21 protein-coding genes are annotated in these 24,145 nt (G+C 55.5%); 8 read left to right on the top strand and 13 right to left on the bottom strand.

Annotated elements, in window-relative coordinates:
* Window positions 1-57: 57 nt before the first annotated feature.
* The 6 genes from odhB to sdhC all read right to left on the bottom strand — a co-directional run bounded on the left by odhB (window position 58) and on the right by sdhC (window position 7,582).
* The gene (gene odhB / locus AM379_RS14575; RefSeq protein WP_032677698.1) at window positions 58-1,290 is read right to left on the bottom strand and encodes a 2-oxoglutarate dehydrogenase complex dihydrolipoyllysine-residue succinyltransferase; all 1,233 of its coding nucleotides are present in this window, start codon (window positions 1,288-1,290) and stop codon (window positions 58-60) included.
* Window positions 1,291-1,304: 14 nt separating this feature from the next.
* Complete coding sequence (gene sucA / locus AM379_RS14570; protein WP_014169171.1) at window positions 1,305-4,112, bottom strand: 2-oxoglutarate dehydrogenase E1 component; 2,808 nt, start codon at window positions 4,110-4,112, stop codon at window positions 1,305-1,307.
* Between the two features lie 226 nt (window positions 4,113-4,338).
* Window positions 4,339-5,055: a succinate dehydrogenase iron-sulfur subunit SdhB gene (gene sdhB, locus AM379_RS14565; RefSeq protein WP_014169170.1), complete on the bottom strand. Its 717-nt coding sequence runs from the start codon at window positions 5,053-5,055 to the stop codon at window positions 4,339-4,341.
* 15 nt (window positions 5,056-5,070) lie between these two features.
* Entirely contained in the window at window positions 5,071-6,837 is a 1,767-nt protein-coding gene (gene sdhA, locus AM379_RS14560) for a succinate dehydrogenase flavoprotein subunit (protein WP_014883036.1), read from the bottom strand.
* Window positions 6,837-7,184: a succinate dehydrogenase membrane anchor subunit gene (sdhD, locus tag AM379_RS14555; protein ID WP_010428702.1), complete on the bottom strand. Its 348-nt coding sequence runs from the start codon at window positions 7,182-7,184 to the stop codon at window positions 6,837-6,839. The genes sdhA and sdhD overlap by 1 nt, the downstream gene beginning before the upstream one ends.
* Complete coding sequence (gene sdhC / locus AM379_RS14550) at window positions 7,178-7,582, bottom strand: succinate dehydrogenase cytochrome b556 subunit (RefSeq protein ID WP_025204654.1); 405 nt, start codon at window positions 7,580-7,582, stop codon at window positions 7,178-7,180. Before sdhC ends, sdhD begins: the two co-directional genes overlap by 7 nt.
* A 641-nt stretch (window positions 7,583-8,223) precedes the next feature.
* On the opposite strand from sdhC, the gene AM379_RS14535 reads away from it, so the two are divergent.
* Window positions 8,224-9,507 (top strand): citrate synthase, encoded by a 1,284-nt coding sequence (locus AM379_RS14535; RefSeq protein WP_014169167.1) that lies wholly within the window; start codon window positions 8,224-8,226, stop codon window positions 9,505-9,507.
* A gap of 100 nt (window positions 9,508-9,607) precedes the next feature.
* On the opposite strand, the gene nei is transcribed toward AM379_RS14535, so the two are convergent.
* The 7 genes from nei to AM379_RS14500 all read right to left on the bottom strand — a co-directional run bounded on the left by nei (window position 9,608) and on the right by AM379_RS14500 (window position 15,528).
* Window positions 9,608-10,399, bottom strand: a complete 792-nt coding sequence (gene nei, locus AM379_RS14530) for an endonuclease VIII (protein WP_032677697.1) — start codon at window positions 10,397-10,399, stop codon at window positions 9,608-9,610.
* A gap of 21 nt (window positions 10,400-10,420) precedes the next feature.
* Window positions 10,421-11,158: a 5-oxoprolinase subunit PxpA gene (pxpA, locus tag AM379_RS14525; RefSeq protein ID WP_073395766.1), complete on the bottom strand. Its 738-nt coding sequence runs from the start codon at window positions 11,156-11,158 to the stop codon at window positions 10,421-10,423.
* Window positions 11,145-12,077 (bottom strand): 5-oxoprolinase subunit PxpC, encoded by a 933-nt coding sequence (gene pxpC, locus AM379_RS14520; protein ID WP_032677695.1) that lies wholly within the window; start codon window positions 12,075-12,077, stop codon window positions 11,145-11,147. The genes pxpA and pxpC overlap by 14 nt, the downstream gene beginning before the upstream one ends.
* Window positions 12,071-12,727 carry a 5-oxoprolinase subunit PxpB gene (gene pxpB, locus AM379_RS14515; protein WP_014169163.1) on the bottom strand — a complete coding sequence of 219 codons (657 nt, stop codon included), beginning with the start codon at window positions 12,725-12,727 and terminating at the stop codon, window positions 12,071-12,073. Before pxpB ends, pxpC begins: the two co-directional genes overlap by 7 nt.
* Before the next feature lie 14 nt (window positions 12,728-12,741).
* Entirely contained in the window at window positions 12,742-13,485 is a 744-nt protein-coding gene (locus tag AM379_RS14510) for a type 2 GTP cyclohydrolase I (RefSeq protein WP_020884971.1), read from the bottom strand.
* Window positions 13,486-13,495: 10 nt separating this feature from the next.
* On the bottom strand, window positions 13,496-14,908 hold the full coding sequence (gene phrB / locus AM379_RS14505) for a deoxyribodipyrimidine photo-lyase (RefSeq protein ID WP_106503840.1): 1,413 nt from the start codon (window positions 14,906-14,908) through the stop codon (window positions 13,496-13,498).
* 413 nt (window positions 14,909-15,321) lie between these two features.
* A complete protein-coding gene (locus tag AM379_RS14500) occupies window positions 15,322-15,528 on the bottom strand; it encodes a YbfA family protein (RefSeq protein ID WP_014883027.1) in 207 nt (68 codons plus the stop codon).
* A 307-nt stretch (window positions 15,529-15,835) separates the two neighbouring features.
* Here AM379_RS14500 and kdpF point away from each other — a divergent pair, with 307 nt between their 5' ends.
* The 7 genes from kdpF to speFL all read left to right on the top strand — a co-directional run bounded on the left by kdpF (window position 15,836) and on the right by speFL (window position 24,004).
* Entirely contained in the window at window positions 15,836-15,925 is a 90-nt protein-coding gene (kdpF, locus tag AM379_RS14495; RefSeq protein ID WP_015386886.1) for a K(+)-transporting ATPase subunit F, read from the top strand.
* On the top strand, window positions 15,925-17,604 hold the full coding sequence (kdpA, locus tag AM379_RS14490; protein ID WP_020884973.1) for a potassium-transporting ATPase subunit KdpA: 1,680 nt from the start codon (window positions 15,925-15,927) through the stop codon (window positions 17,602-17,604). The genes kdpF and kdpA overlap by 1 nt, the downstream gene beginning before the upstream one ends.
* Before the next feature lie 18 nt (window positions 17,605-17,622).
* Window positions 17,623-19,671, top strand: coding sequence for a potassium-transporting ATPase subunit KdpB (gene kdpB, locus AM379_RS14485; protein WP_014169157.1), 2,049 nt, complete (start codon window positions 17,623-17,625; stop codon window positions 19,669-19,671).
* Between the two features lie 12 nt (window positions 19,672-19,683).
* On the top strand, window positions 19,684-20,259 hold the full coding sequence (gene kdpC, locus AM379_RS14480) for a potassium-transporting ATPase subunit KdpC (protein WP_020884974.1): 576 nt from the start codon (window positions 19,684-19,686) through the stop codon (window positions 20,257-20,259).
* A complete protein-coding gene (kdpD, locus tag AM379_RS14475; protein ID WP_014169155.1) occupies window positions 20,260-22,947 on the top strand; it encodes a two-component system sensor histidine kinase KdpD in 2,688 nt (895 codons plus the stop codon).
* Entirely contained in the window at window positions 22,944-23,621 is a 678-nt protein-coding gene (gene kdpE, locus AM379_RS14470; RefSeq protein WP_014169154.1) for a two-component system response regulator KdpE, read from the top strand. The genes kdpD and kdpE overlap by 4 nt, the downstream gene beginning before the upstream one ends.
* Window positions 23,622-23,899: 278 nt before the next feature.
* Window positions 23,900-24,004, top strand: coding sequence for a leader peptide SpeFL (speFL, locus tag AM379_RS14465; protein ID WP_106503839.1), 105 nt, complete (start codon window positions 23,900-23,902; stop codon window positions 24,002-24,004).
* Window positions 24,005-24,145: the final 141 nt, after the last annotated feature.

The following is a 24,145-nucleotide window of genomic DNA, read 5'->3' as shown; positions in this document are numbered from 1 at the left end:
TAGGTAGTGCTTTTGTAGGCCCGGCAGACAACGCGCCGCCGGGCAAGACTGCTAAAACTAGACGTCCAGCAGCAGACGCGTTGGATCTTCCAGCAGCTCTTTAATGGCAACCAGGAAGCCCACGGACTCGCGGCCGTCGATCAGACGGTGATCGTAAGAGAGTGCCAGATACATCATTGGCAGGATCTCCACTTTGCCGTCTACCGCCATTGGACGATCTTTAATGGCATGCATACCCAGGATCGCGCTCTGCGGCGGGTTGATGATCGGGGTAGACATCAGTGAACCGAAAACGCCGCCGTTGGTAATGGTGAAGTTACCGCCGGTCAGATCGTCTACGGTCAGCTTGCCGTCGCGACCTTTTACAGCCAGCTCTTTAATCTTTTTCTCGATGTCAGCCATACCCAGAGTATCGACATCACGCAGAACCGGGGTAACCAGACCACGTGGCGTAGAGACTGCCATGCTGACGTCGAAGTAGTTGTGGTAAACCACGTCATCGCCATCGATAGAGGCGTTAACTTCCGGGTAGCGTTTCAGCGCTTCAACAACCGCTTTCACGTAGAAGGACATAAAGCCCAGACGGATACCGTGACGTTTTTCAAACGCGTCACCGTACTGCTTACGCAGGTCCATGATTGGCTTCATATTCACTTCGTTGAAGGTGGTCAGCATCGCGGTGGAGTTTTTCGCTTCCAGCAGACGCTCAGCCACACGCTTACGCAGGCGAGTCATCGGCACGCGTTTTTCGCTACGGGCACCCAGCGCAGGCTGTGCTGCCGGCGCCGCTGCCGCTGCCGCTGCTGGCGCTTTAGCTTCTGCCTGAGCAGGGGCTTTCGCCAGGTGCTTCTCGATATCTTCACGGGTCAGACGACCACCGACACCGGTGCCTTTAATGGCAGCCGCATCCAGGTTGTGCTCGGCCAGCAGGCGACGGATCGCCGGGCTGAGCGCGTCGTTAGTTTGCTCTTCCAGAGAGGCCTGCTGACGCTGGGCTGGGGTAGACGCTTTTTCGTCAGACTTCGCGCTGGACTCTTTGCCCGCGCTGTTGCCTTCACGCAGGCGACCCAGGATCTGACGGGAGGTTACGGTTGTCCCTTCGTCTTCCAGGACTGCATCCAGAATGCCATCCGCTGAAGCCGGTACTTCCAGTACCACTTTGTCAGTTTCGATTTCTACCAGCACTTCATCGCGCTTAACGCTATCGCCCGGTTTTTTGTGCCAGGTGGCGACGGTCGCATCTGCTACGGACTCAGGCAGGTCGGGAACAAGAATATCTACGCTACTCATTATGTATCCTTTAATTAATCGACGTTCAGCGCGTCATTGACCAGATCTTGTTGCTGCTTCTGGTGAACGGACATATACCCTACCGCCGGAGAGGCGGAGGCCGGGCGACCTGCATAACGCAGGGCAGACCCAAATGGAATGACTTCACGGAAATGATGCTGACTGCAGTACCAGGCGCCCTGGTTGAGCGGCTCTTCCTGGCACCAGACAAAATCATGCACGTGAGCATACGGTTTCAACGCTTCCTGCACCGCCTGGTGCGGGAATGGATAAAGCTGTTCGATACGCACGATGGCGACATCTTTCTGGTCGTTCTTACGGCGCTGTTCCAGCAGGTCGTAATAAACCTTACCAGAACACATCACAACACGCTTAACGGCCTGCGGATCCAGTTCGTCAACCTCACCGATGGCAGGCAGGAAGGTGCCGTTCGCCAGTTCGTCCAGGCTGGACACCGCCAGCGGGTGGCGCAGCAGGGATTTTGGCGACATGACCACCAGCGGACGGCGCATACCGCGCAGCGCCTGACGACGCAGCATGTGGTAGACCTGAGCCGGAGTAGACGGCACGCAGACCTGCATGTTCTGCTCAGCGCAGAGCTGCAGATAACGTTCCAGACGAGCAGAGGAGTGCTCCGGACCCTGACCTTCGTATCCGTGTGGCAGCAGCATCACCAGGCCACACATACGGCCCCATTTCTGCTCGCCGGACGAGATGAACTGGTCGATAACGACCTGGGCACCGTTGGCGAAGTCACCGAACTGCGCTTCCCAGATAGTCAGGGTGCGCGGTTCCGCGGTGGCGTAGCCGTATTCGAATGCCAGTACCGCTTCTTCAGACAGGACGGAGTCCCATACCTTGAACTGACCCTGACCGTTATGGACATGCTGCAGCGGAGTATAGGTTGAACCGTTAGTCTGGTTGTGAACTACCGCGTGACGGTGGAAGAAGGTGCCACGGCCCGCATCTTCACCGGACAGACGAACAGGAATGCCTTCATCAACCAGCGTTGCGTAAGCCAGTGTTTCCGCCCCGCCCCAGTCGAACAGCTTCTCGCCCGCCGCCATTGATTGACGGTCAGCATAAATTTTCGCTACGCGAGACTGCATCTCGATAGCGTCTGGTACGGTGCTGATGCGTTTAGCCAGCTCCTGCAGGCGCTTCATCTCTACCTTATTCGGGTAGCTCTCATCCCACTCGTGGTTGAGGTACGGCGACCAGGTAAAGGAGTGCATGTTCATCGGGCGCAGCTCTTTCACTACGCATTCACCCGCATCCAGCGCGTCGCGGTAGAGGTTGACCATTTCGGTCGCATCTTCCAGCGTCGTCACGTTGTCGCCTTCCAGCTTGTCAGCATAGATTTTGCGTGGCGTCGGGTGTTTTTTGATTTTCTGATACATCAGCGGCTGCGTTGCACTTGGCTCGTCAGCTTCGTTGTGGCCATGACGGCGGTAGCAGAACAGGTCGATGAACACATCGCGTTTGAAGGTGTTACGGTAGTCCAGCGCCAGACGGGTAACGAACGCCACGGCTTCCGGGTCATCCGCGTTAACGTGGAAGATCGGCGCCTGAACCATCTTACCGATGTCGGTGCAGTACGGGGTAGAACGCGCATCCAGTGGGTTAGAGGTCGTGAAGCCCACCTGGTTGTTGATAACAATGCGAACGGTACCGCCCACTTCGTAACCACGCGCCTTGGACATGTTCAGCGTTTCCTGAACCACGCCCTGCCCTGTGACCGCCGCGTCACCGTGAATGGTGATTGGCAGAACTTTGTTGCTGCTCGGCTCGTCCAGACGATCCAGACGCGCACGTACAGAACCGATAACCACCGGGCTCACGATTTCCAGGTGTGACGGGTTAAACGCCAGCGCCAGGTGAACCAGACCGCCTTCGGTTTCGATATCAGACGAGAAGCCCATGTGGTACTTCACGTCACCGGTGCCGAGGTGTTCTTTATGTTTGCCCGCGAATTCGTCGAACAGGTCCTGCGGTTTTTTACCCAGCACGTTGACCAGTACGTTCAGACGACCGCGGTGCGCCATACCCAGCACCACTTCACGGGTACCGCTTTTGCCCGCGTGACGAATCAGCTCTTTCAGCATAGGTACCAGCGCGTCGCCGCCTTCCAGCGAGAAGCGTTTCGCACCCGGGAATTTCGCGCCCAGATAGCGCTCAAGGCCTTCTGCTGCGGTCAGTTCGCTGAGGAAGCGTTTTTTCTCTTCAGCAGAGAAATTCGCGTGGCCCGCCACAGATTCGATGCGCTGCTGGATCCAGCGTTTCTCTTCTGTAGAGGTGATGTGCATATATTCCGCGCCGATGGAGCCGCAGTAGGTTTGCTTGAGCGCGTCAATCAGCTCGCCCAACTTCATCGTGTCTTTGCCGATGGCAAAGGAACCTACGTTAAAGCTTTCCTGGAAATCGGCCTCGGTCAGATCGTGATACGCCGGATCGAGATCCGCCACACGATCTTGTTTCCACAGTCCCAGCGGATCGAGATTCGCATGCTGGTGACCACGGAAGCGATAAGCGTTGATAAGCTGCAGGACTTTAACCTGCTTCGCATTGGTGTCAGGGTCGGAAATCGCAGAAGAGTAACGTGAGGCATCCTTCGCCAGACGACGGAAATAATCACGTGTTTTGGAATGGAATTGATCCGGTTTGACTCCAGTGCCAGGTAACTGCTGGAACATGGAACGCCAGTTTGCGTCCACTGAGTCAGGATCGGTTAAGAAGTCTTCATAGAGCTGTTCTATCCAGCTCTGGTTTGAACCAGAGAGGTAAGAAGAGTCCAGCCAGGCTTTCATTGCGCCGTTCTGCATCGTGATCCCTTAAGCATTTTTATGCTTACTTTCGCCGTAGAAACTACCACGTACAACACGTACGTGCCGGGGTTCACCTGCGAGCTCTTATGTTGTCTTGGGCTCGCGAAGGAACCTTTAAAAACTGTCTGCACCTCGGGGCAGTTTTTAGAGGTTTCCTACATTTTATCCCCTCTCCTGTCAGGAGAGGGTCAGGGTGAGGGGAACAACGCTCCCCTCCTGTTACTTATGCACTGCGCTGCAGCAGCATCGACTTAATATGGCCGATGGCGCGCGTCGGGTTCAGTCCCTTAGGACATACACTGACGCAGTTCATGATGCTATGGCAGCGGAATACGCTGAAAGCATCACTCAGTCCTTCCAGACGACTGTCGGTTTCGGTGTCGCGGCTATCGATCAGGAAGCGATAGGCAGCCAGCAGACCGGCCGGGCCGATAAACTTGTCCGGGTTCCACCAGAACGACGGGCAAGAGGTCGAGCAACATGCACAGAGAATACACTCGTACAAACCGTCGAGTTTTTCACGCTGCTCAGGAGACTGTAAGTGCTCACGAGCCGGTGGATTTTGCCCATTATTCAATAAGTAAGGCTTAATCTTCTCATATTGTGCATAGAATTGCCCCATGTCTACCACCAAATCACGAACGACTGGCAGACCTGGCAAAGGACGGATAACAATTTTCTGGCCCGCGCGCTGCAACGCTGAAATTGGCGTGATGCAGGCCAGACCATTTTTACCGTTCATGTTCACACCGTCAGAGCCACAAACGCCTTCACGGCATGAGCGACGGAACGACAGTGTCGGATCTTTTTCTTTCAGCTGGATTAAGGCATCCAGCAGCATCATGTCACGGCCTTCTTCCGCTTCCAGGGTGTAATCCTGCATACGCGGAGCATCATCTACATCCGGGTTATAACGATAAACTGAGAATTCGAGTTTCATTATCCTGTCTCCGCATTAGTAAGTACGAATCTTCGGCGGGAACGCCGGACGCAGTTTCGGTTCCATATTGACGCTACGACGCGTCATGGATTCCGACTCTGGCAGATACAGGGAATGGCACAGCCAGTTTTCATCGTCACGATCCGGGAAGTCGAAGCGGCTATGCGCGCCACGGCTCTCGGTACGGAAGTTTGCCGACATCGCGGTAGCGAACGCCGTTTCCATCAGGTTATCCAGCTCCAGACACTCAACGCGCTGGGTATTGAACTCGCTGGATGTGTCGTCCAGACGGGCATTTTTCAGACGCTCGCGGATCGCTTTCAGCTGCTCAAGACCTTTGGCCATCGCATCCCCTTCACGGAATACCGAGAAGTTGTGCTGCATACATTCCTGCAGCGCTTTGCGGATTTCCACCGGATCTTCACCATTACGGTTGCCGTTCCAGCGGTTCAGACGCTCAAGCGACGCATCAATTTCATCGTCGGTGGCATCACGCAGCGCACCCTGCTCGGCAATAGACTCTTGCAGATGCAGACCTACAGCACGACCAAATACCACCAGGTCAAGCAGGGAGTTCCCGCCCAGACGGTTTGCACCGTGTACGGATACGCAGGCAATTTCACCGACGGCAAACAGGCCCGGGATAACAACGTCTTCACCCTGCTCGTTCACGGTCAGCGCCTGGCCGGTCACTTTGGTCGGAATACCGCCCATCATGTAGTGACAGGTTGGGATTACCGGGATAGGCTCTTTCACTGGATCGACGTGCGCGAAGGTACGAGACAGCTCCAGAATGCCTGGCAGACGTGATTCCAGAACCTCTTTACCCAGATGGTCGAGTTTCAGCTTCGCGTGTGGACCCCATGGGCCGTCACAGCCGCGGCCTTCACGGATTTCGATCATGATGGAACGCGCCACCACGTCACGACCCGCCAGGTCTTTCGCATTCGGGGCATAACGCTCCATGAAGCGCTCGCCGTGTTTGTTCAGCAGGTAACCCCCTTCACCACGGCAGCCTTCTGTTACCAGCACGCCGGCACCGGCGATGCCGGTTGGGTGGAACTGCCACATTTCCATATCCTGCACCGGTACGCCGGCGCGGATAGCCATACCTACGCCGTCACCGGTGTTGATGTGGGCGTTGGTGGTAGATTGATAAATACGGCCTGCACCGCCGGTCGCCAGCACGGTAGCACGCGCTTTGAAGTAGACCACTTCACCGGTTTCAATACACAGGGCAGTACAACCCACAACGGCGCCATCGGCGTTTTTCACCAGATCCAGCGCATACCACTCGGAGAAAATAGTCGTGTGGTTTTTCAGGTTCTGTTGATACAGCGTGTGCAGCAGTGCGTGACCGGTACGGTCAGCCGCAGCTGCGGTACGTGCCGCCTGCTCGCCGCCGAAGTTTTTCGACTGGCCGCCAAACGGACGCTGATAAATGGTGCCATTTTCCAGACGGGAGAACGGCAGACCCATGTGGTCCAGCTCCAGAATCGCTTCCGGGCCAGTCTTACACATATATTCGATAGCATCCTGGTCGCCGATGTAGTCGGAACCTTTGACCGTGTCATACATGTGCCATTCCCAGTTATCTTCATGGGAATTGCCCAGCGCAACGGTAATACCGCCCTGCGCGGAGACAGTGTGGGAACGGGTCGGGAAGACTTTAGAGAGCAGCGCACAGGTCTGGCCGCTCTGGGAAATTTGCAGTGCTGCACGCATACCTGCGCCACCAGCACCAATCACAACAGCATCAAATTCTCTGACTGGCAGTTTCATTACACACCCCACACCACAACGAATCCATAAATAACGTAAACCACCAGTGCAACGACAATGACCAGCTGCAGAGGAAGGCGAATCGCCAGTGGTTTAACGTAATCGGTCAACACCTGCCACATACCAATCCAGGCATGAATAAGGATGGAGAACAGAGCCAGCAGGGTGAACACTTTGGTGAAGGCAGATCCGAAGAACCCACTCCAGATTTCCCACGTCAGCGTGCCGCTGGTCGCGAAGAAACCAATCATATAGATGATATAAAGGGTGAGAACGATGGCGGTAGCACGGACCAGAATGAAGTCATGTACGCCGTTGCGTCCTAATGCGGAGGCGTTGCTTACCATACGAGAACTCCTGCGAGAAGTGAAAGCACGACAGTCAATACAAATGAAATATTAGCGGAGCGTTTACCGGCTTCGAAAGTCTCTTCCAGGTAGCCAAAGTCCATCAGCATATGACGAATGCCCACAACAACGTGGTACGCCAGCGCAGTCAGAATGCCCCACATGATAAATTTCACGAAGAAGCTGTTCATGATGGCAGAGGCCTGGAGGAATCCTTCAGGAGAAGAGAGGCTGGTACCCAGTAACCACAGCAGAATGCCGACCGCCACAAACGTAATCACACCAGAAACGCGGTGCAGAATGGACGCTATTGCTGTTACAGGGAACCGGATCGTTTTGAGATCCAGATTGACAGGTCTTTGTTTTTTCACATTTCTTATCATGAATAACGCCCACATGCTGTTCTTATTGTTTCCTTCCTCCGGACTGCGATGCGGGTCAGACAGCGTTCCTTTTCTATAACTGCGCGTCATGCAAAACATTGCTTCCAAATGCTAAAACGACACGTTACAACGCTGGGTGGCTCGGGATTGCAGGGTGTTCCGGAGACCTGGCGGCAGTATAGGCCGTTCACAAAATCATTACAATTAACCTACATACAGTTTGTCGGGTTTTCTCTGGAACAGTGATCAGGGTCACGATAACAACATCTTTTTAATTTTTAATCATCTGATTTGACAAATGTTAAACAATATTGTTACAAACGTCATCAGAAAAGGCATATAATGCGCAAAAGTTATGAGGTCTCACTTTCACCTGACAAATAGTTATGTAACAGTGTGATGGTATTGACCGAAGTTATCAGGACAGTTATTAGTGATATACAGGTTTGAATAATTCGGACTGCGAAGACACTGATTTGCTGTTGTTTCACTGATTTTTCATGTTTTTACCTGCAAGGCGCCATAGCTCTGTACCCTGGTTTCTCCTCGTGAGCTGAGCGGTAAGCCAAATAACAAACTGGTAACGGTGAGAAATCAGCAGAATGCAAATCCGGTAATTGGCAGTCTTAAGCAATAAGGCGCTAAGGAGACCGTAAATGGCTGATACAAAGGCAACGCTCACCCTAAATGGTGACACTGCTGTTGAACTGGATGTGCTAAAAGGCACGCTCGGTCAGGATGTTATTGATATCCGTACGCTGGGTTCTAAAGGTGTATTCACCTTCGACCCTGGATTTACCTCTACCGCATCTTGCGAATCCAAAATCACCTTCATTGATGGTGACGAAGGTATCCTGCTCCATCGCGGCTTCCCCATCGATCAGTTAGCCACCGAATCCAACTATCTGGAAGTGTGCTACATCCTGCTGAACGGCGAAAAACCGACGCAGGCACAATACGATGAATTCAAAACCACCGTGACCCGTCACACCATGATTCATGAGCAGATTACCCGTCTGTTCCATGCTTTCCGTCGTGATTCTCACCCAATGGCGGTGATGTGCGGTATTACCGGTGCGCTGGCAGCGTTCTACCACGACTCGCTGGACGTGAATAATCCACGTCACCGCGATATCGCGGCGTTCCGCCTGCTGTCCAAAATGCCGACAATGGCAGCGATGTGTTACAAATACTCCATCGGCCAGCCGTTTGTTTATCCACGTAACGACCTCTCCTACGCCGGTAATTTCCTGCGCATGATGTTCTCCACGCCGTGTGAAGAGTACGAAGTGAACCCGGTACTGGAACGTGCGATGGACCGTATTCTGATCCTGCACGCCGACCACGAACAGAACGCCTCCACCTCCACCGTCCGTACCGCAGGCTCCTCAGGCGCGAACCCGTTCGCCTGTATCGCTGCGGGTATCGCCTCCCTGTGGGGACCGGCGCACGGCGGCGCGAACGAAGCGGCACTGAAGATGCTGGAAGAGATCAGCTCCGTTGAGCACATTCCTGAATTCGTGCGTCGCGCGAAAGACAAGAATGACTCCTTCCGTCTGATGGGCTTCGGTCACCGTGTGTACAAAAACTACGACCCACGCGCTACCGTTATGCGTGAAACATGCCACGAAGTGCTGAAAGAGCTGGGTACAAAAGACGATCTGCTGGAAGTGGCGATGGAGCTTGAGCACATCGCGCTGAACGACCCGTACTTCATCGAGAAGAAACTCTACCCGAACGTCGATTTCTACTCTGGCATTATTCTGAAAGCGATGGGCATTCCGTCTTCCATGTTCACCGTGATCTTCGCCATGGCACGTACCGTTGGCTGGATTGCGCACTGGAACGAAATGCACAGCGAAGGCATGAAAATCGCCCGTCCTCGTCAGCTGTATACTGGCTACGAGCAGCGTGATTTTAAGTCTGACATCAAACGCTGATGTTAACGGGGTGTGGCCTGATGTCCTCACCCCATCTCTCTCTTACTCCGAGAGAGTGAAGACATTAAAAACGGTAACCCCCTGGGTTACCGTTTTCATTTTACTTCTGGCAGTGCGGACACCAGTAAAACGGTCTCGACGACAGCGTGGTTTTCGCAATTAACCCGCCGCACCGTTCACACGCCTTCCCTTCACGATGAAACACCTTAAAGCGGAACAATGCCCCATGGTGCCTGTTGTCATCCACAACGCCACGCGTGTTGTACGACAGGCGCGGGATATCCAGCAGTGCGTGGGATAACGCCTCCAGCTGTTCATCACTGAGTTGCGATGCCTTATGCTGCGCCGCCAGGCCCACTTCCCAGAGGATTTCCACCCGCAGGTAATTTCCTAATCCAGCCAGAAACGCCTGATCGAGCAACAGTCCGGAAAACTGTCGGTTACGAAACCGAGGTGATACCAGACGGGCTTTCACCTCGCCCGGGGTCAGGCTCATATCCAGCACATCCGGCCCGACGCGCTGCAGGAACGGATGAGTGAGCAGCTGCTCTGGCGTTAACATTTCGATATCGGATGCGCTGTAGAGCAGAATCGCGTTGTCTGCCGTCTGTAGCCTGACGCGCAGCACGCGGGTAGTTTGCGGTTGCTCGTTTGCCTTCACCACGCGCCAAACGCCGTACAGCTGATTATGGCTATATAACGTCAGGTTATGGGAGAAATGCGTGAGCAGCGCTTTGCCGCGCGTTTCAATGTGCGTCACCGTCTGCCCCACCAGCTGGGCTTCAAACGGTTTCAGTTGAGGAAAAGCAAACCAGACATCCGTCAGCGGTTCGCCCTTTATCGCCGCCTCGAGGCTATCCGCAGCACGGCGGATCTCCGGGCCTTCAGGCATTTTTCTGTCCTTATCGTTATGTCATGCACTCACGAGAATACCCTGCTCCGCAAAGGCCGCCCGTAAGCGGCGTGCAAACTGCAGCGCATGCTCACCATCACCGTGTAAACACACCGTATCCGCCTGGACTCTGGCCGTTGAACCATCAATTGCCTTTACCGACCCCTCACATACCATCGCCAGCGTTTGCGCCAGCGCCTGTGATTCATCGGTAATAAGCGCACCGGGCAGTGAACGGGGAACCAGGCTGCCGTCCGGCTGGTACCCTCTGTCAGCAAAAACTTCCTGACGGGTGGTTAACCCCAGCCGCTGTCCGGCGCGAATAAGCTCGCTCCCCGCCAGCGCCACCAGGATGAGCTGCGGGTTGCAGTCCCGCACCGCGCGGGCAATGGCATCCGCGAGAGCCGGATCTTTGGCCGCCTGATTGTAGAGCATGCCGTGGGGTTTCACATGGCGCAGCACGCCCTGCTGGGAACGCACAATCGCCTCCAGCGCGCCCGTTTGATAGAGCGTCTGGGCATACACCGTCTCAGGAGGGAGATCCATTGCCGTGCGGCCAAAATTATCCCTGTCAGGAAAACTGGGATGTGCCCCTATCGCCACGCCGTGCTTAATCGCATTACGCACGCTGACCAGCATGGTTTGCGCGTCACCCGCGTGAAACCCGCAGGCAATATTGACCGAAGAGACCAGCGTCATCAGTTCAGCATCGGCACTTCCGCCCTCACCCAGATCGGCGTTTAAATCAATCTTTGCCATCGAGCCTCCATGCCAGTTGTTCCAGATAACGCTGCTGATCCTGGCGTGCCTTCAGCGCCTCCTCCAGCGAACATTGCACAAAATGAATCGGCTGTCCGAGAGGAATTTGCGCCAGATGGTAGCGATCCGCTTCAATGATGCAGGCAATACGCGGGTATCCCCCCGTTGTTTGCGCATCGTTCATCAGCACGATCGGCTGACCGTTACCCGGCACCTGAATGACGCCAGGTAATAAACCGTGTGAGAGCAATTCCCGATCTGTCGTACGGGTCAATGGCTGCCCCTGCAGGCGGTATCCCATACGGTTACTTTGCGGGCTGATCTTCCACGGCGAACGCCAGAACGTCTCCTGAGCGACTTCATCGAACTCCTGATATTCCGGCCCCGGTAAGGCACGGATCTGGTTGGTCCATAACAGCTGTTTTACCCCCTGGGCCGTTGAGAAGTGGCGCGTTGAGGGTTTAACCGCCAGACGATCGCCGTCACGCAGCAGGCGCCCTTCATGACCGCCAATGCCGGCTTTCTGATCGGTACTGGATGAACCCAGAACCTCTGGCACATCAATCCCTCCTGCGACCGCAAGATAGCTTCGCACGCCGTGCACAGGACGTTTGAGGGTCAGACGCTGCCCGGCTTTCGCTCGCAGCCGCCAGCCTGTCCAGACCGCTTTGCCATCCAGCTCGGCGTCACAGGCGGCCCCGGTTAAGGCAAACCAGGTCTCCTCGCCGAATTCAATCACACACTGGCCAAGCGTAATTTCGAGTGCCGCCGTGCTGCCAGGGTTGCCCACCAGCACGTTAGCAATCTCCAGCGCAGGCCTGTCCAGCGCACCACAGTAGCTCACGCCCGACTGACGCATGCCAAAGCGGCCGGCATCCTGTACGGACGTGTAAAGCCCGGCGCGAATCAGCGTTAACATACCCCCTCCTTCTGCGGGATAAAGCGCAGGGTATCGCCGGGACGAAGGAGTATGGGAACCTCCTGCCCTGGTTCAAATAACGGCCTGGACGTATGCCCGATAAGCTGCCAGCCCCCCGGTGACGTCAGAGGATAAATGCCGGTCTGTTCACCACCGATAGCCACCGTGCCCGCCGGCACGCTCAGGCGGGGTTCGGCGCGACGCGGCGTATGCAACTGCGGTGAGAGCCCCCCCAGATAGGGGAAGCCCGGCTGGAAACCTAAGAACCAGACCACGTAATCAACGCAGGCGTGCAATTCAACCACCTGCTTTTCCGTTAATCCGCAGTGTTCCGCCACCACGCCAAGATCGGGTCCATGCTCGCCGCCATACACCACCGGGATCTCAATTGTCCGGGAATCCGGCTCCAGCGCCTCGCTCTCTTCCCACCAGCGCTGCAAACGTTCAATAGCATCCAGCGCCAGCGTATGCGGATTACGCAGCACCACGGTGATGTTATTCATACCCGGAATCGCTTCAACCACTTCAGGCACATCGGCCAGGCGCTGCGTTAGCCGCCAGATACGCTTTTGCGTGGCAAGGGTCACTGGCGGTTCCAGCTCCAGAACCACTGCCGTTTCCCCCAGAAGATAACAACGCGCTCGCTGCACTCAGATACCTCTCATCAGGCCGGGTTAGGGATATCAATAAACGTGACATCCAGATCGGTATTTTCGGTCAGCCATTCACTGAGGGCGCGAATTCCGCCACGCTCGGTGGCATGGTGACCTGCCGCGTAAAAATGCAGACCTTGTTCACGCGCCGAATGGACGGTCTGCTCGGACACTTCTCCAGTGATGAAGGCGTCGACACCAAAGCGTGCCGCGCTGTCAATAAAGCCCTGACCACCACCAGTACACCAGGCAACCCGCTTCACCGTATCCGGACCGGTGTCACCGCACCAGAGCGGACGGCGTCCCAGACGCGCTTCAATCCAGGAAGCCAGCTCCAGGCCGGGCACCGGCATGGCCAGCTCTCCCCAGGGCACCAGCGGCTCAATTTCACCCATTACGGTAATCCCCAACAGCTGCGCGAGCTGTACGTTATTGCCCAGCTCCGGGTGCGCATCCAGCGGCAGATGGTAACCGTACAGGTTGATATCATTTGCCAGCAGCGTTTTCAGGCGGTTTCGCTTCATACCGCGAATGATCGGTGCTTCGTTTTTCCAGAAATAACCGTGATGGACAATAACGGCATCCGCTTCCTGACGGACGGCTTCGTCCAGCAGCGCCTGGCTTGCCGTCACGCCAGTGATAATTTTCTGCACCGTTTCGCGTCCTTCAACCTGGAGGCCGTTCGGGCCGTAATCGCTGAAGGAGGCGCTGTTCAGTTTTTCGTTAATCAGGCTTTCCAGTTCGCTGTTTTTCATCATCACTCTCTTAAGCTTTGCGGGCGGCCTCGTACGCCGCCAGCGTGGCGACACGCGCCTGTTTATGGTCAACAATCGGACGGGGATAATCGAGCTTCACACCCTGTTTATCCGCCCATGCCCACGGGTCGTGGATCGCTTTTGCAGGGACATTGCTCAGCGCGGGCAACCAGCGGCGGATAAACTCGCCGTCTGCATCAAATTTTTGTCCCTGCGTGGCAGGATTAAAAATACGGAAATAGGGCGCGGCGTCGGTTCCGGTGGACGCCGCCCACTGCCAGCCGCCGTTATTCGCCGCCAGATCGCCATCGATCAGCTGAGAAATAAAATACCGCTCCCCGACACGCCAGTCGATAAGCAGATCTTTCACCAGGAAGCTGGCGGTAATCATTCGCAGCCGATTGTGCATCCATCCGGTTTCATTGAGCTGGCGCATCGCGGCATCAACAATCGGGAAGCCCGTTTCGCCTTTCTGCCAGGCCTGTAAGTGGCTCTCGTTGTGTTGCCAGTTTACGTTATCAGTCCAGGGTATAAACGGTCGATGCTTACATAAATCAGGGTGATACGTCATCAAATGGCGATAAAACTCGCGCCAGATAAGTTCGTTAAGCCAGACGGAGCCGGGCCCCCCGTCCAGTGCCTGCGGTTGTTCCGCCAGAAGACGATGCAGACACTGGCGCGGAGAGAGCACGCCCAGTGCCAGACAGGCCGATAAACGGCTGGTGCCCTCAGTCGCGGGAAAATCTCTGCGCGCGTCGTAATCGCCAGCCCCCGCTTTACAAAACTGGCGCAGCTTCGCGATAGCGTTTTTTTCGGTAGCCGGGAACAGAGTCTCATCAAACGCCTGTTGCGGATAGTCAAACTCCCGCTGGGGTATCTCCGTTATGGCCTCTCCCCTCACGGTGGGTGCAGCCACGCATTCCGGCAGTGCCTCCTTCAGTCTTTTAATGAAGGCATTTTTAAACGGCGTAAAGACTTTATACATCTCGTGGTTGCCGGTCATGACACTGCCCGGCGGCAGCATGACGCTGTCATCAAAACCCTGACACTCTACACCCTGCAGGATTTTCTCCAGCTGACGATCCCGCTGACGTTCATTGAATTCGTACTGATAGTTGTAAAAAAGGTGGGTGACATCGTACTGCTCACAGATTGCCTTCACAGCCTGGCATTGCGCGGAGAAGTCACTGACCTCTTTATAAATGAGCGGGATCCCTTTTTCGGCAAGCGAACACTGCAAACCATTCAGATGTGAGCTGAGGTAAGCCGCCTGGCGTGGTGCCATAGCATGCTGCTGCCACTGCCCGGGGGTGGCGATAAACACCGCCAGCACGCGGGCTTCCGGGGAGCGGCAGGCAGCCGCAAGGGCGAGATTGTCATGTACGCGCAGGTCCGCGCGAAACCAAACCAGATGGGTGGGCATAAAACTCCTGTCAATTATCCATTATGTCCGTAAGGCCATGCCACTAAAGAGAAAATGCGGCTGGCTTTTATCTACTTTGCCATGAAGTGTAGACGCGATGAAATAAAAAAGGCCGCCCGGGGCGGCCTTAACGCTACGTGTCCTGCGCCAGCATGGTAAAAGCAATAAACAGTGTCGGTTCATCACGTCTTACCACGAGTACGCTGGCGATAATGAACGCAATGCAAAAAGAGCGTTTCATCATGCGGTCCCTGCTGCTAACCGCTCCACCGTTCACCACTGGTGATAAGTCGGTGGACACACGCTCTGACGAGAGCCCAAAAACGGCCCAACGGACCGCGGACCCTGAGGAATAAAAAAAACCGCCACATTGCTGTAGGCGGTTTTTTTTATTGCTGTGTGTCGTCTTCGTATCAGTAAAAATCGCAGGTCGCTTTCTCGGCCTGATCCATCCACACCGGCTTCTCGCTGGTTTTGGCCCAGACGCGGTGCAAATAGCTATAAAAACGTGCGCGGTCTTTCCAGAAGAGCATCACCGGCAGGGCCAGCACGCCAGCCACTACGGCGAAAGTGCGACGCATGAAAACGATATGAGCCGGATACGCTTTATAAAGATCCATATTTTCTCCCCTATAGTTGGCCGGAAACATGCTCCGGAAAATTTGAAATCTGTGATCTGGCTAAAATAATACCGCTTTGTTTGTAATTTTACTACTCATCAGACCAGTTATTTTCATCCATTTAGTGAATATTTACATTTCCGCCGTAAGTAAGTTACAAAAAAGTTAACGATTTACTTACCAATAGTTAAATTGTGCCTTTTCCATTTTTATACTTTTTTTACACCCACCCTGCCGATTTTTGCGAAATCTTTGCGCCATAAATCCTACCGTTAACACAAATACAAATGTCACTCGGAGGTGGATTGTGAGTGCAGGTCTGATTACCGGCATCGTGCTGGTGTTCCTGTTATTGGGTTATCTGGTATACGCCCTGATTAATGCGGAGGCCTTCTGATGGCTGCTCAGGCGTTTTTACTTATAGCCAGCTTTTTACTGGTCTTATTGGTGCTTGCCAGACCGCTGGGAACGGGGCTCGCGCGGCTGATCAACAACGTGTCCTTACCGGGTACGGGAAGTATCGAAAAAGGGATCTGGCGCGTACTGGGAATACGCGATCAGGAGATGAACTGGCGTCAGTATCTGGTCGCTATTCTGCTGCTGAATATCGTTGGACTGGTCGCGCTCTTTGTCATGCTGATGTTGCAGGGTAGCCTGCCGCTGAATCCGCAACAGTTACCGGGCCTGTCCTGGCATCTTGCGCTGAATACGGCCGTCAGCTTTGTCACCAATACCAACTGGCAATCCTACGCCGGCGAAACCACGCTGAGCTACTTCAGCCAGATGGTGGGATTAACCGTACAAAATTTCCTCTCAGCAGCCAGCGGTATCGCGGTTGTCTTCGCGCTGACGCGTGCGTTTGCACGTCAGAATATGGGTACGCTGGGCAATGCCTGGGTTGATCTCACGCGCATTACTCTGTGGGTCTTACTTCCGATTGCTCTGCTCATCGCGCTGTTCTTTATTCAGCAAGGTACGCTGCAAAACCTGCTGCCTTACGCCCCTTATACCTCGCTTGAAGGGGCAAAACAGCTTCTGCCGATGGGGCCTGTGGCCTCACAGGAAGCCATTAAGATGCTCGGTACGAATGGTGGCGGTTTCTTCAATGCCAACTCATCGCATCCGTTTGAAAACCCAACGGCACTGACCAACGCTGTGCAAATGCTGGCGATCTTCCTGATTCCCGCAGCGCTGTGCTTTGCTTTTGGCGATGTAGTGAACGATCGTCGTCAGGGCCGCACCCTGCTCTGGACCATGTCGCTCATCTTTGTCGTCTGTGTTGCGCTGGTGATGTGGGCCGAATGGCAAGGTAACCCGCATTTCCTGACGCTGGGCGCTGACGGCACCATGAATATGGAAGGGAAAGAGAGCCGCTTTGGCATTCTCGCCAGCAGCCTTTATGCCGTGGTCACGACGGCGGCATCCTGCGGGGCGGTCAATGCTATGCACGACTCCTTCACAGCACTGGGCGGCATGATCCCGATGTGGCTGATGCAGATTGGTGAAGTGGTGTTCGGCGGCGTAGGCTCGGGTCTTTACGGCATGCTGCTGTTTGTTCTGCTGGCGGTGTTCATTGCGGGTCTGATGATTGGTCGCACCCCGGAATATCTGGGCAAAAAAATCGATGTCCGTGAGATGAAGTTAACCGCGCTGGCGATTCTGGTCACCCCCGCCCTCGTGCTGGCTGGTACCGCACTGGCACTGATGACGGAGGCCGGACGCAGCGGCATCTTCAACCCTGGCATCCACGGCTTTAGCGAAGTGCTTTATGCCGTCTCTTCTGCTTCTAACAATAACGGTAGTGCCTTCGCAGGCTTAAGCGCTAACTCACCGTTCTGGAACTGTCTGCTGGCGTTCTGCATGTTCGTGGGCCGTTTCGGGGTCATTGTGCCGGTGCTGGCGATTGCCGGGTCGCTGGTGAGCAAAAAAATTCAACCGACCACCAGCGGGACGTTGCCGACCCACGGCGCGCTGTTTATCGGACTGCTGGCCGGTACCGTGCTGCTGGTCGGTGCCCTGACCTTTATCCCCGCCCTCGCGTTAGGCCCGGTCGCGGAATACCTCTCTTTACGCTGATTTTGCGGAGAATTTGTCATGAGTCGTAAACAAATGGCCCTGTTCGAACCGTCGTTAGTTCGACAGGCCCTCATGGATGCGGTGAAAAAGTTGAGCCCGCGCGTGCAGTGGCACAACCCGGTGATGTTTATCGTCTGGATAGGGAGTTTACTCACCACCGCGCTGGCAATTGCCATGGGAACGGGTCATCTGCAGGGGAATGCGATGTTCACCGGCGCTATCAGCCTGTGGCTGTGGTTCACCGTACTGTTTGCCAACTTTGCGGAAGCGCTGGCGGAAGGCCGCAGCAAAGCGCAGGCCAATAGCCTCAAAGGGGTGAAAAAGACCGCTTTTGCGCGCAAATTACGCGAACCGAAATACGGTGCCCAGATGGACCATGTCCCGGCAGATGAACTGCGTAAAGGTGACGTGGTGCTGGTCGAAGCCGGGGACATTATCCCCTGCGATGGTGAAGTCATCGAAGGCGGCGCGTCGGTAGATGAAAGTGCCATCACCGGGGAATCCGCTCCCGTCATACGTGAATCCGGGGGTGATTTCGCCTCCGTAACGGGCGGGACACGCATTCTCTCCGACTGGCTGGTGATCCAGTGTAGCGTCAACCCGGGTGAAACCTTCCTTGACCGTATGATTGCCATGGTGGAAGGCGCGCAGCGTCGTAAAACACCAAACGAAATTGCCCTGACCATCCTGCTGGTGGCGCTGACAATTGTCTTTCTGCTGGCAACCGCCACGTTGTGGCCATTCTCCGCTTACGGCGGTACCGCGGTCACCACCACCGTCCTGGTGGCGCTGCTGGTCTGCCTGATCCCGACCACCATCGGGGGGCTGCTGTCGGCCATCGGCGTGGCCGGTATGAGCCGTATGCTGGGCGCGAACGTCATCGCGACCAGCGGACGTGCGGTAGAGGCCGCAGGGGATGTAGACGTTCTGCTGCTGGATAAAACCGGGACAATTACCCTCGGTAACCGCCAGGCGTCAGAGTTCTTACCTGCCCCCGGCGTGGATGAAAAAACGCTGGCGGATGCGGCGCAACTCTCTTCGCTCGCCGATGAAACGCCGGAAGGCCGCAGTATCGTGATCCTCGCCAAGCAGCGCTTTAACCTGCGCCAGCGCGACGTTCAGAGTCTCCATGCGACTTTCGTTCCCTTCACGGCACAAACCCGAATGAGCGGCATCAACATTCAGGACCGCATGATCCGTAAAGGCTCCGTCGACGCAATTCGTCGCCATATTGAAGCCAACAATGGTCATTTCCCACCAGAAGTGGACAACCTGGTCGAGAGCGTGGCACGTCAGGGCGCGACGCCGCTGGTGGTGGCTGAAGGGGCACATGTGCTGGGGGTGATTTCGCTGAAGGATATCGTAAAAGGCGGGATCAAAGAGCGCTTTGCCCAGCTGCGGAAAATGGGGATCAAAACGGTGATGATCACCGGGGACAACCGTCTGACCGCCGCCGCGATTGCTGCCGAAGCAGGCGTGGATGATTTTCTCTCGGAGGCAACGCCTGAAGCCAAGCTGGCGTTAATTCGTCAGTATCAGGCGGAAGGCCGCCTGGTGGCGATGACGGGTGATGGCACCAACGATGCCCCAGCCCTTGCGCAGGCCGACGTGGCGGTGGCCATGAACTCCGGTACCCAGGCGGCGAAAGAGGCGGGCAACATGGTCGACCTCGACTCGAACCCGACCAAGCTGATTGAAGTTGTGCACATCGGTAAGCAGATGCTGATGACGCGCGGTTCACTGACAACGTTCAGTATCGCCAACGACGTCGCAAAATACTTTGCCATCATTCCCGCGGCGTTTGCGGCCACCTATCCGCAGCTTAATGCGCTGAACGTGATGCATCTGCACTCGCCAGCATCAGCCATTCTCAGTGCGGTTATTTTTAACGCCCTGATTATTGTCTTCCTGATCCCGCTGGCGCTCAAAGGGGTGAGCTATAAACCGCTGACCGCGGCCGCCATGCTGCGCCGCAACCTGTGGATTTACGGGCTGGGTGGGCTGATTGTCCCCTTCATCGGTATCAAGGTTATCGACCTGCTGTTGACGCTGTTTGGGCTGGTTTAAAAGGTGAATCAAATGACGATGTTACGTCCCGCTATACTTCTGTTTATTCTGTTGTCGCTTATTACCGGCGGGCTTTACCCGCTGGTGACCACCGCGCTGGGCCAGTGGTGGTTTAAGGATCAGGCCAACGGCTCGCTGATCATGCAAAACGGTGAAAACCGCGGTTCGCGTCTGATTGGACAGAATTTTACCGACGCCCGTTACTTCCAGGGACGCCCTTCCGCCACTGCCGAAAGCCCGTATAATCCGATGGCATCCGGTGGCAGTAACCTGGCCGGCAGCAACCCGGAGCTGGATAAAGCCATTGCCGAACGTGTAGCTGCCCTGCGCGCCGCAAATCCACAGGCCAGCCGGGAGGTGCCTGTGGAACTGGTGACGGCCTCTGCGAGCGGGCTGGACTACAGCCTGACGCCGAAAGCGGTGGCATGGCAGATCCCCCGCGTCGCAGCGGCCCGTCAGCTGACGGTGGAACAGGTGAGCAAGCTGGTCGCAGAGCATACGCAAAAACCGCTGGTCAGCTTCATCGGCATGCCCGTGGTGAATATTGTTGAGCTGAATCTGGCGCTGGACGCGCTAAGGAAAAACTAAATGACCGACGAGCCCATGCGCCCGGATCCGGACAGGCTGCTCGAACAGACGGCTGAAGCCCATCGCGGCAAACTGAAAATCTTCTTCGGCGCCTGTGCTGGCGTCGGGAAAACCTTCGCCATGCTGACAGAAGCCCAGCGGCTTCGGGCGCAGGGGCTCGATATTCTTATCGGCGTGGTGGAAACCCACGGCCGGAAAGAGACGGCAGCACTGTTGAAGGGGCTGGCGACACAGCCGCCTCGCCGTATCAGCCATCGTGGGCGTCTGGTCACGGAGTTCGATCTCGACGCCGCCCTCGCCCGCAGGCCCGCGCTTATCCTGATGGACGAACTGGCACACAGTAATGCTTCCGGCTCGCGCCACCCCAAACGCTGGCAGGACGTTGAAGAGCTGCTTGAAGCAGGCATTGATGTTTTCACCACGGTAAATGTTCAGCATCTCGAAAGCCTGAACGACGTGGTCAGCGGCGTGACCGGGATTCAGGTTCGCGAAACCGTACCCGATCCCTTTTTCGACTCTGCGGACGAAGTGGTGCTGGTCGATCTGCCTCCAGACGATCTGCGCCAGCGACTGCATGAAGGAAAAGTCTATATTGCAGGTCAGGCCGAACGCGCCATCGAACATTTCTTTCGCAAAGGCAACCTGATAGCCCTGCGCGAGCTGGCCCTGCGTCGCACGGCGGATCGCGTGGACGATCAGATGCGCGCCTGGCGTGACCTGCAAGGGCAGGAGCGCGTCTGGCATACGCGGGATGCCATTCTGCTGTGTGTGGGTCACGGCAGCGGCAATGAAAAGCTCGTCCGCACCGCCGCGCGCCTGGCGGCTAAGTTTGGCAGCGTCTGGCATGCGGTCTATGTCGAGACGCCGCAGCTTCACGCGCTGCCTGAAAACCAGCGCCGCGCGATCTTAAGTTCGCTGCGTCTGGCACAGGAGCTGGGCGCAGAAACCGCCACCCTCTCCGATCCCCAGGAAGATAAAGCCATTCTGCGCTACGCGCGTGAGCACAATCTCGGGAAAATTGTCATTGGCCGTCGTCAGCATCGTCGCTGGTTTAGCCGCGAATCCTTTGCTGACAAACTGGCCCGGCGTGCTCCCGACCTCGATCTGGTGATTGTCGCACTGGATGACAAACCCACCCCTTTACCCAACCGCGCACCGGACAGCCGCACTTTTAATGATAAATGGCGAATTCAGATCCGCGGCTGTCTTGTCGCCGTCGTGCTCTGCGCGCTGATCACCGTGATTGCCAGCCACTGGCTGATTGCCTTCGACGCGGCCAATCTGGTGATGATCTACCTGCTCGGCGTGGTCGTGGTGGCGCTCTTTTACGGGCGCTGGCCCTCGGTACTGGCAACGTTCATCAACGTCATCAGCTTCGATCTGTTCTTTATCGCGCCCCGCGGAACGCTCGCCGTTTCGGATGTGCAGTACATTCTCACCTTTGCCGTGATGCTCACCGTCGGACTGGTGATCGGTAATCTGACGGCGGGTGTGCGTTATCAGGCCCGTATCGCCCGCTACCGCGAACAGCGCACACGGCATCTCTATGAGATGTCTAAATCGCTGGCGGTTGGCCGTACGCCGCTGGATATTGTGCAGACCAGCGAGCAGTTTATCCGCTCGACCTTTCACGCCAGCAACCTGATTTTACTCCCGGACGAACACGGGAAACTGCGCCCGCTGACCTCGGCCTCAGGCATGACGCCCTGGGATGAAGCCATTGCACGCTGGAGCTTTGATAAAGGACTCCCTGCGGGTGCAGGGACGGACACCCTGCCCGGCGTACCGTATCAAATTCTGCCGCTGCGCAGTGCCGATAAAAATCAGGGGCTGGTGATCGTTGAACCTTCGAATCTGCGCCAGCTGATGATCCCCGAACAGCAGCGATTGCTGGAAACATTTACCCTGCTGGTGGCAAGCGCGCTGGAACGGCTGGCGCTTACCGCCAGCGAAGAACAGGCCCGTCTGGCAAGCGAGCGCGAGAGCATTCGTAACTCATTGCTGGCCGCCCTCTCCCACGACCTTCGCACCCCACTCACCGTGCTGTTTGGCCAGTCAGAAATTTTGACGCTGGATTTGGCAGCGGAAGGCTCGAAACATGCGTTGCAGGCCAGCGAGATCCGCCAGCATGTGCTGAACACCACACGCCTGGTAAATAATCTGCTTGATATGGCGCGTATTCAGTCGGGCGGATTTAACCTCAAAAAAGAGTGGCTCACGCTCGAAGAGGTAGTGGGTAGCGCCTTGAAAATGCTGGAGCCGGGCCTCGGTGGGCGCCATATTGCGCTGAACATGCCCGAACCGCTGACGTTAATTCACGTTGATGGCCCGCTGTTTGAACGCGTGCTGATCAATCTGCTGGAAAATGCCGGCAAATACGCAGGAGCAAACGCCCGGATTGGGGTGGATGCCACAGTGGAAGATCACACGCTACGGCTTGACGTCTGGGATACCGGGCCGGGTATCCCTGCCGGACAGGAGTTCGCTATTTTCGAGAAATTTGCCCGCGGTAATAAAGAGTCGGCCATTCCCGGCGTGGGTCTGGGTCTGGCGATTTGCCAGGCGATTATTGACGTTCATGGCGGTACCATTTCGGCGGAGAATCGCCCGGAAGGCGGCGCACGTTTTTGTGTTAAACTTCCTCTGGAAGCCCCGCCAGAACTTAATGAATTACCAGAGGATTTGTGATCAACGTTCTGATTGTTGAAGATGAGATCGCCATTAGCCGGTTTCTGCGTGCTGCGCTGGAAGGCGATGGCCTGCGCGTTCATGACGCCGGCACGCTCCAGCGGGGTTTGATTGAAGCGGCCACGCGCAAACCTGATCTGGTGATCCTCGATCTCGGCCTGCCGGATGGCGACGGCATCGATTTTATTCGTGAGGTTCGACAGTGGAGTCAGATGCCCATTCTGGTGCTGTCAGCCCGTACCGAAGAGTCGGATAAAATCGCGGCGCTGGATGCCGGAGCGGATGACTATCTGATTAAGCCTTTTGGTATTGGCGAACTGCAGGCTCGCCTTCGTGTCGCACTGCGTCGTCACAGCGCCACCACCCCTGCCGATCCAACATACACGTTTGGTGATATTCGGGTTGATCTGGCAGCACGGCGCATTGTTCGCGGTGAAGAGGAAATCCATCTCACCCCCATCGAGTTTCGGCTACTCGCCGTTTTGCTCAATAATCACGGTAAGGTACTCACCCAGCGCCAGCTGTTGAGTCAGGTGTGGGGGCCAAACGCCGTGGAACATAGTCACTATTTGCGCATATATATGGGACACCTTCGACAAAAACTGGAAGTTGACCCCGCGCGTCCTCGTCATTTATTAACTGAAACCGGTATCGGTTATCGGTTCATGCTTTGAATAACTATTCAGTTTATTTTTAAATAAACACCTACCCTCCTATAAAATACGCGCGAAAATAATCTCAGAGTTATTTTTTGGTGTATTTATGTCCATTCAGCACATTCATAACACAATCCGTTAACGCAACATCAACATATCAGCATTTTGATCTGCGATATTCACCAAAAGCGAATATTTATTTCTGATTTGATCGGTTAACGGTGATCTGTTTCACAGTTAATCGCTTTTTCCAGGATAAAATGTCCATGCTTTCAATTACTGAAAGGAAATGAAACATGGAAAACAATAATCGTTTAATGCCCCATATAAGGCGGACAACTCATATCATGATGTTTGCCCACCGAAACTGTTTTGACTTTCATATCTTTAATGCCCGGTAGTCCTTCGACTTCCGGCGCACCCGCTTACAGGTTATCCTGAAACACCCTATTTTACAGGCCTTTGCCTGTGAACCCGTGCGCTCATTCATCTTAATTCAGGCTCATCCGCGACCGGGCGGACTGAATTCTATTCAGCAAAAA

This window comes from Enterobacter cloacae complex sp. FDA-CDC-AR_0132, from assembly GCF_003010695.1.
Lineage (GTDB): Bacteria > Pseudomonadota > Gammaproteobacteria > Enterobacterales > Enterobacteriaceae > Enterobacter > Enterobacter ludwigii.
The sequence above is the reverse complement of the archived record's forward strand: the minus strand, read 5'-3'. Positions and strand labels throughout refer to the sequence as shown.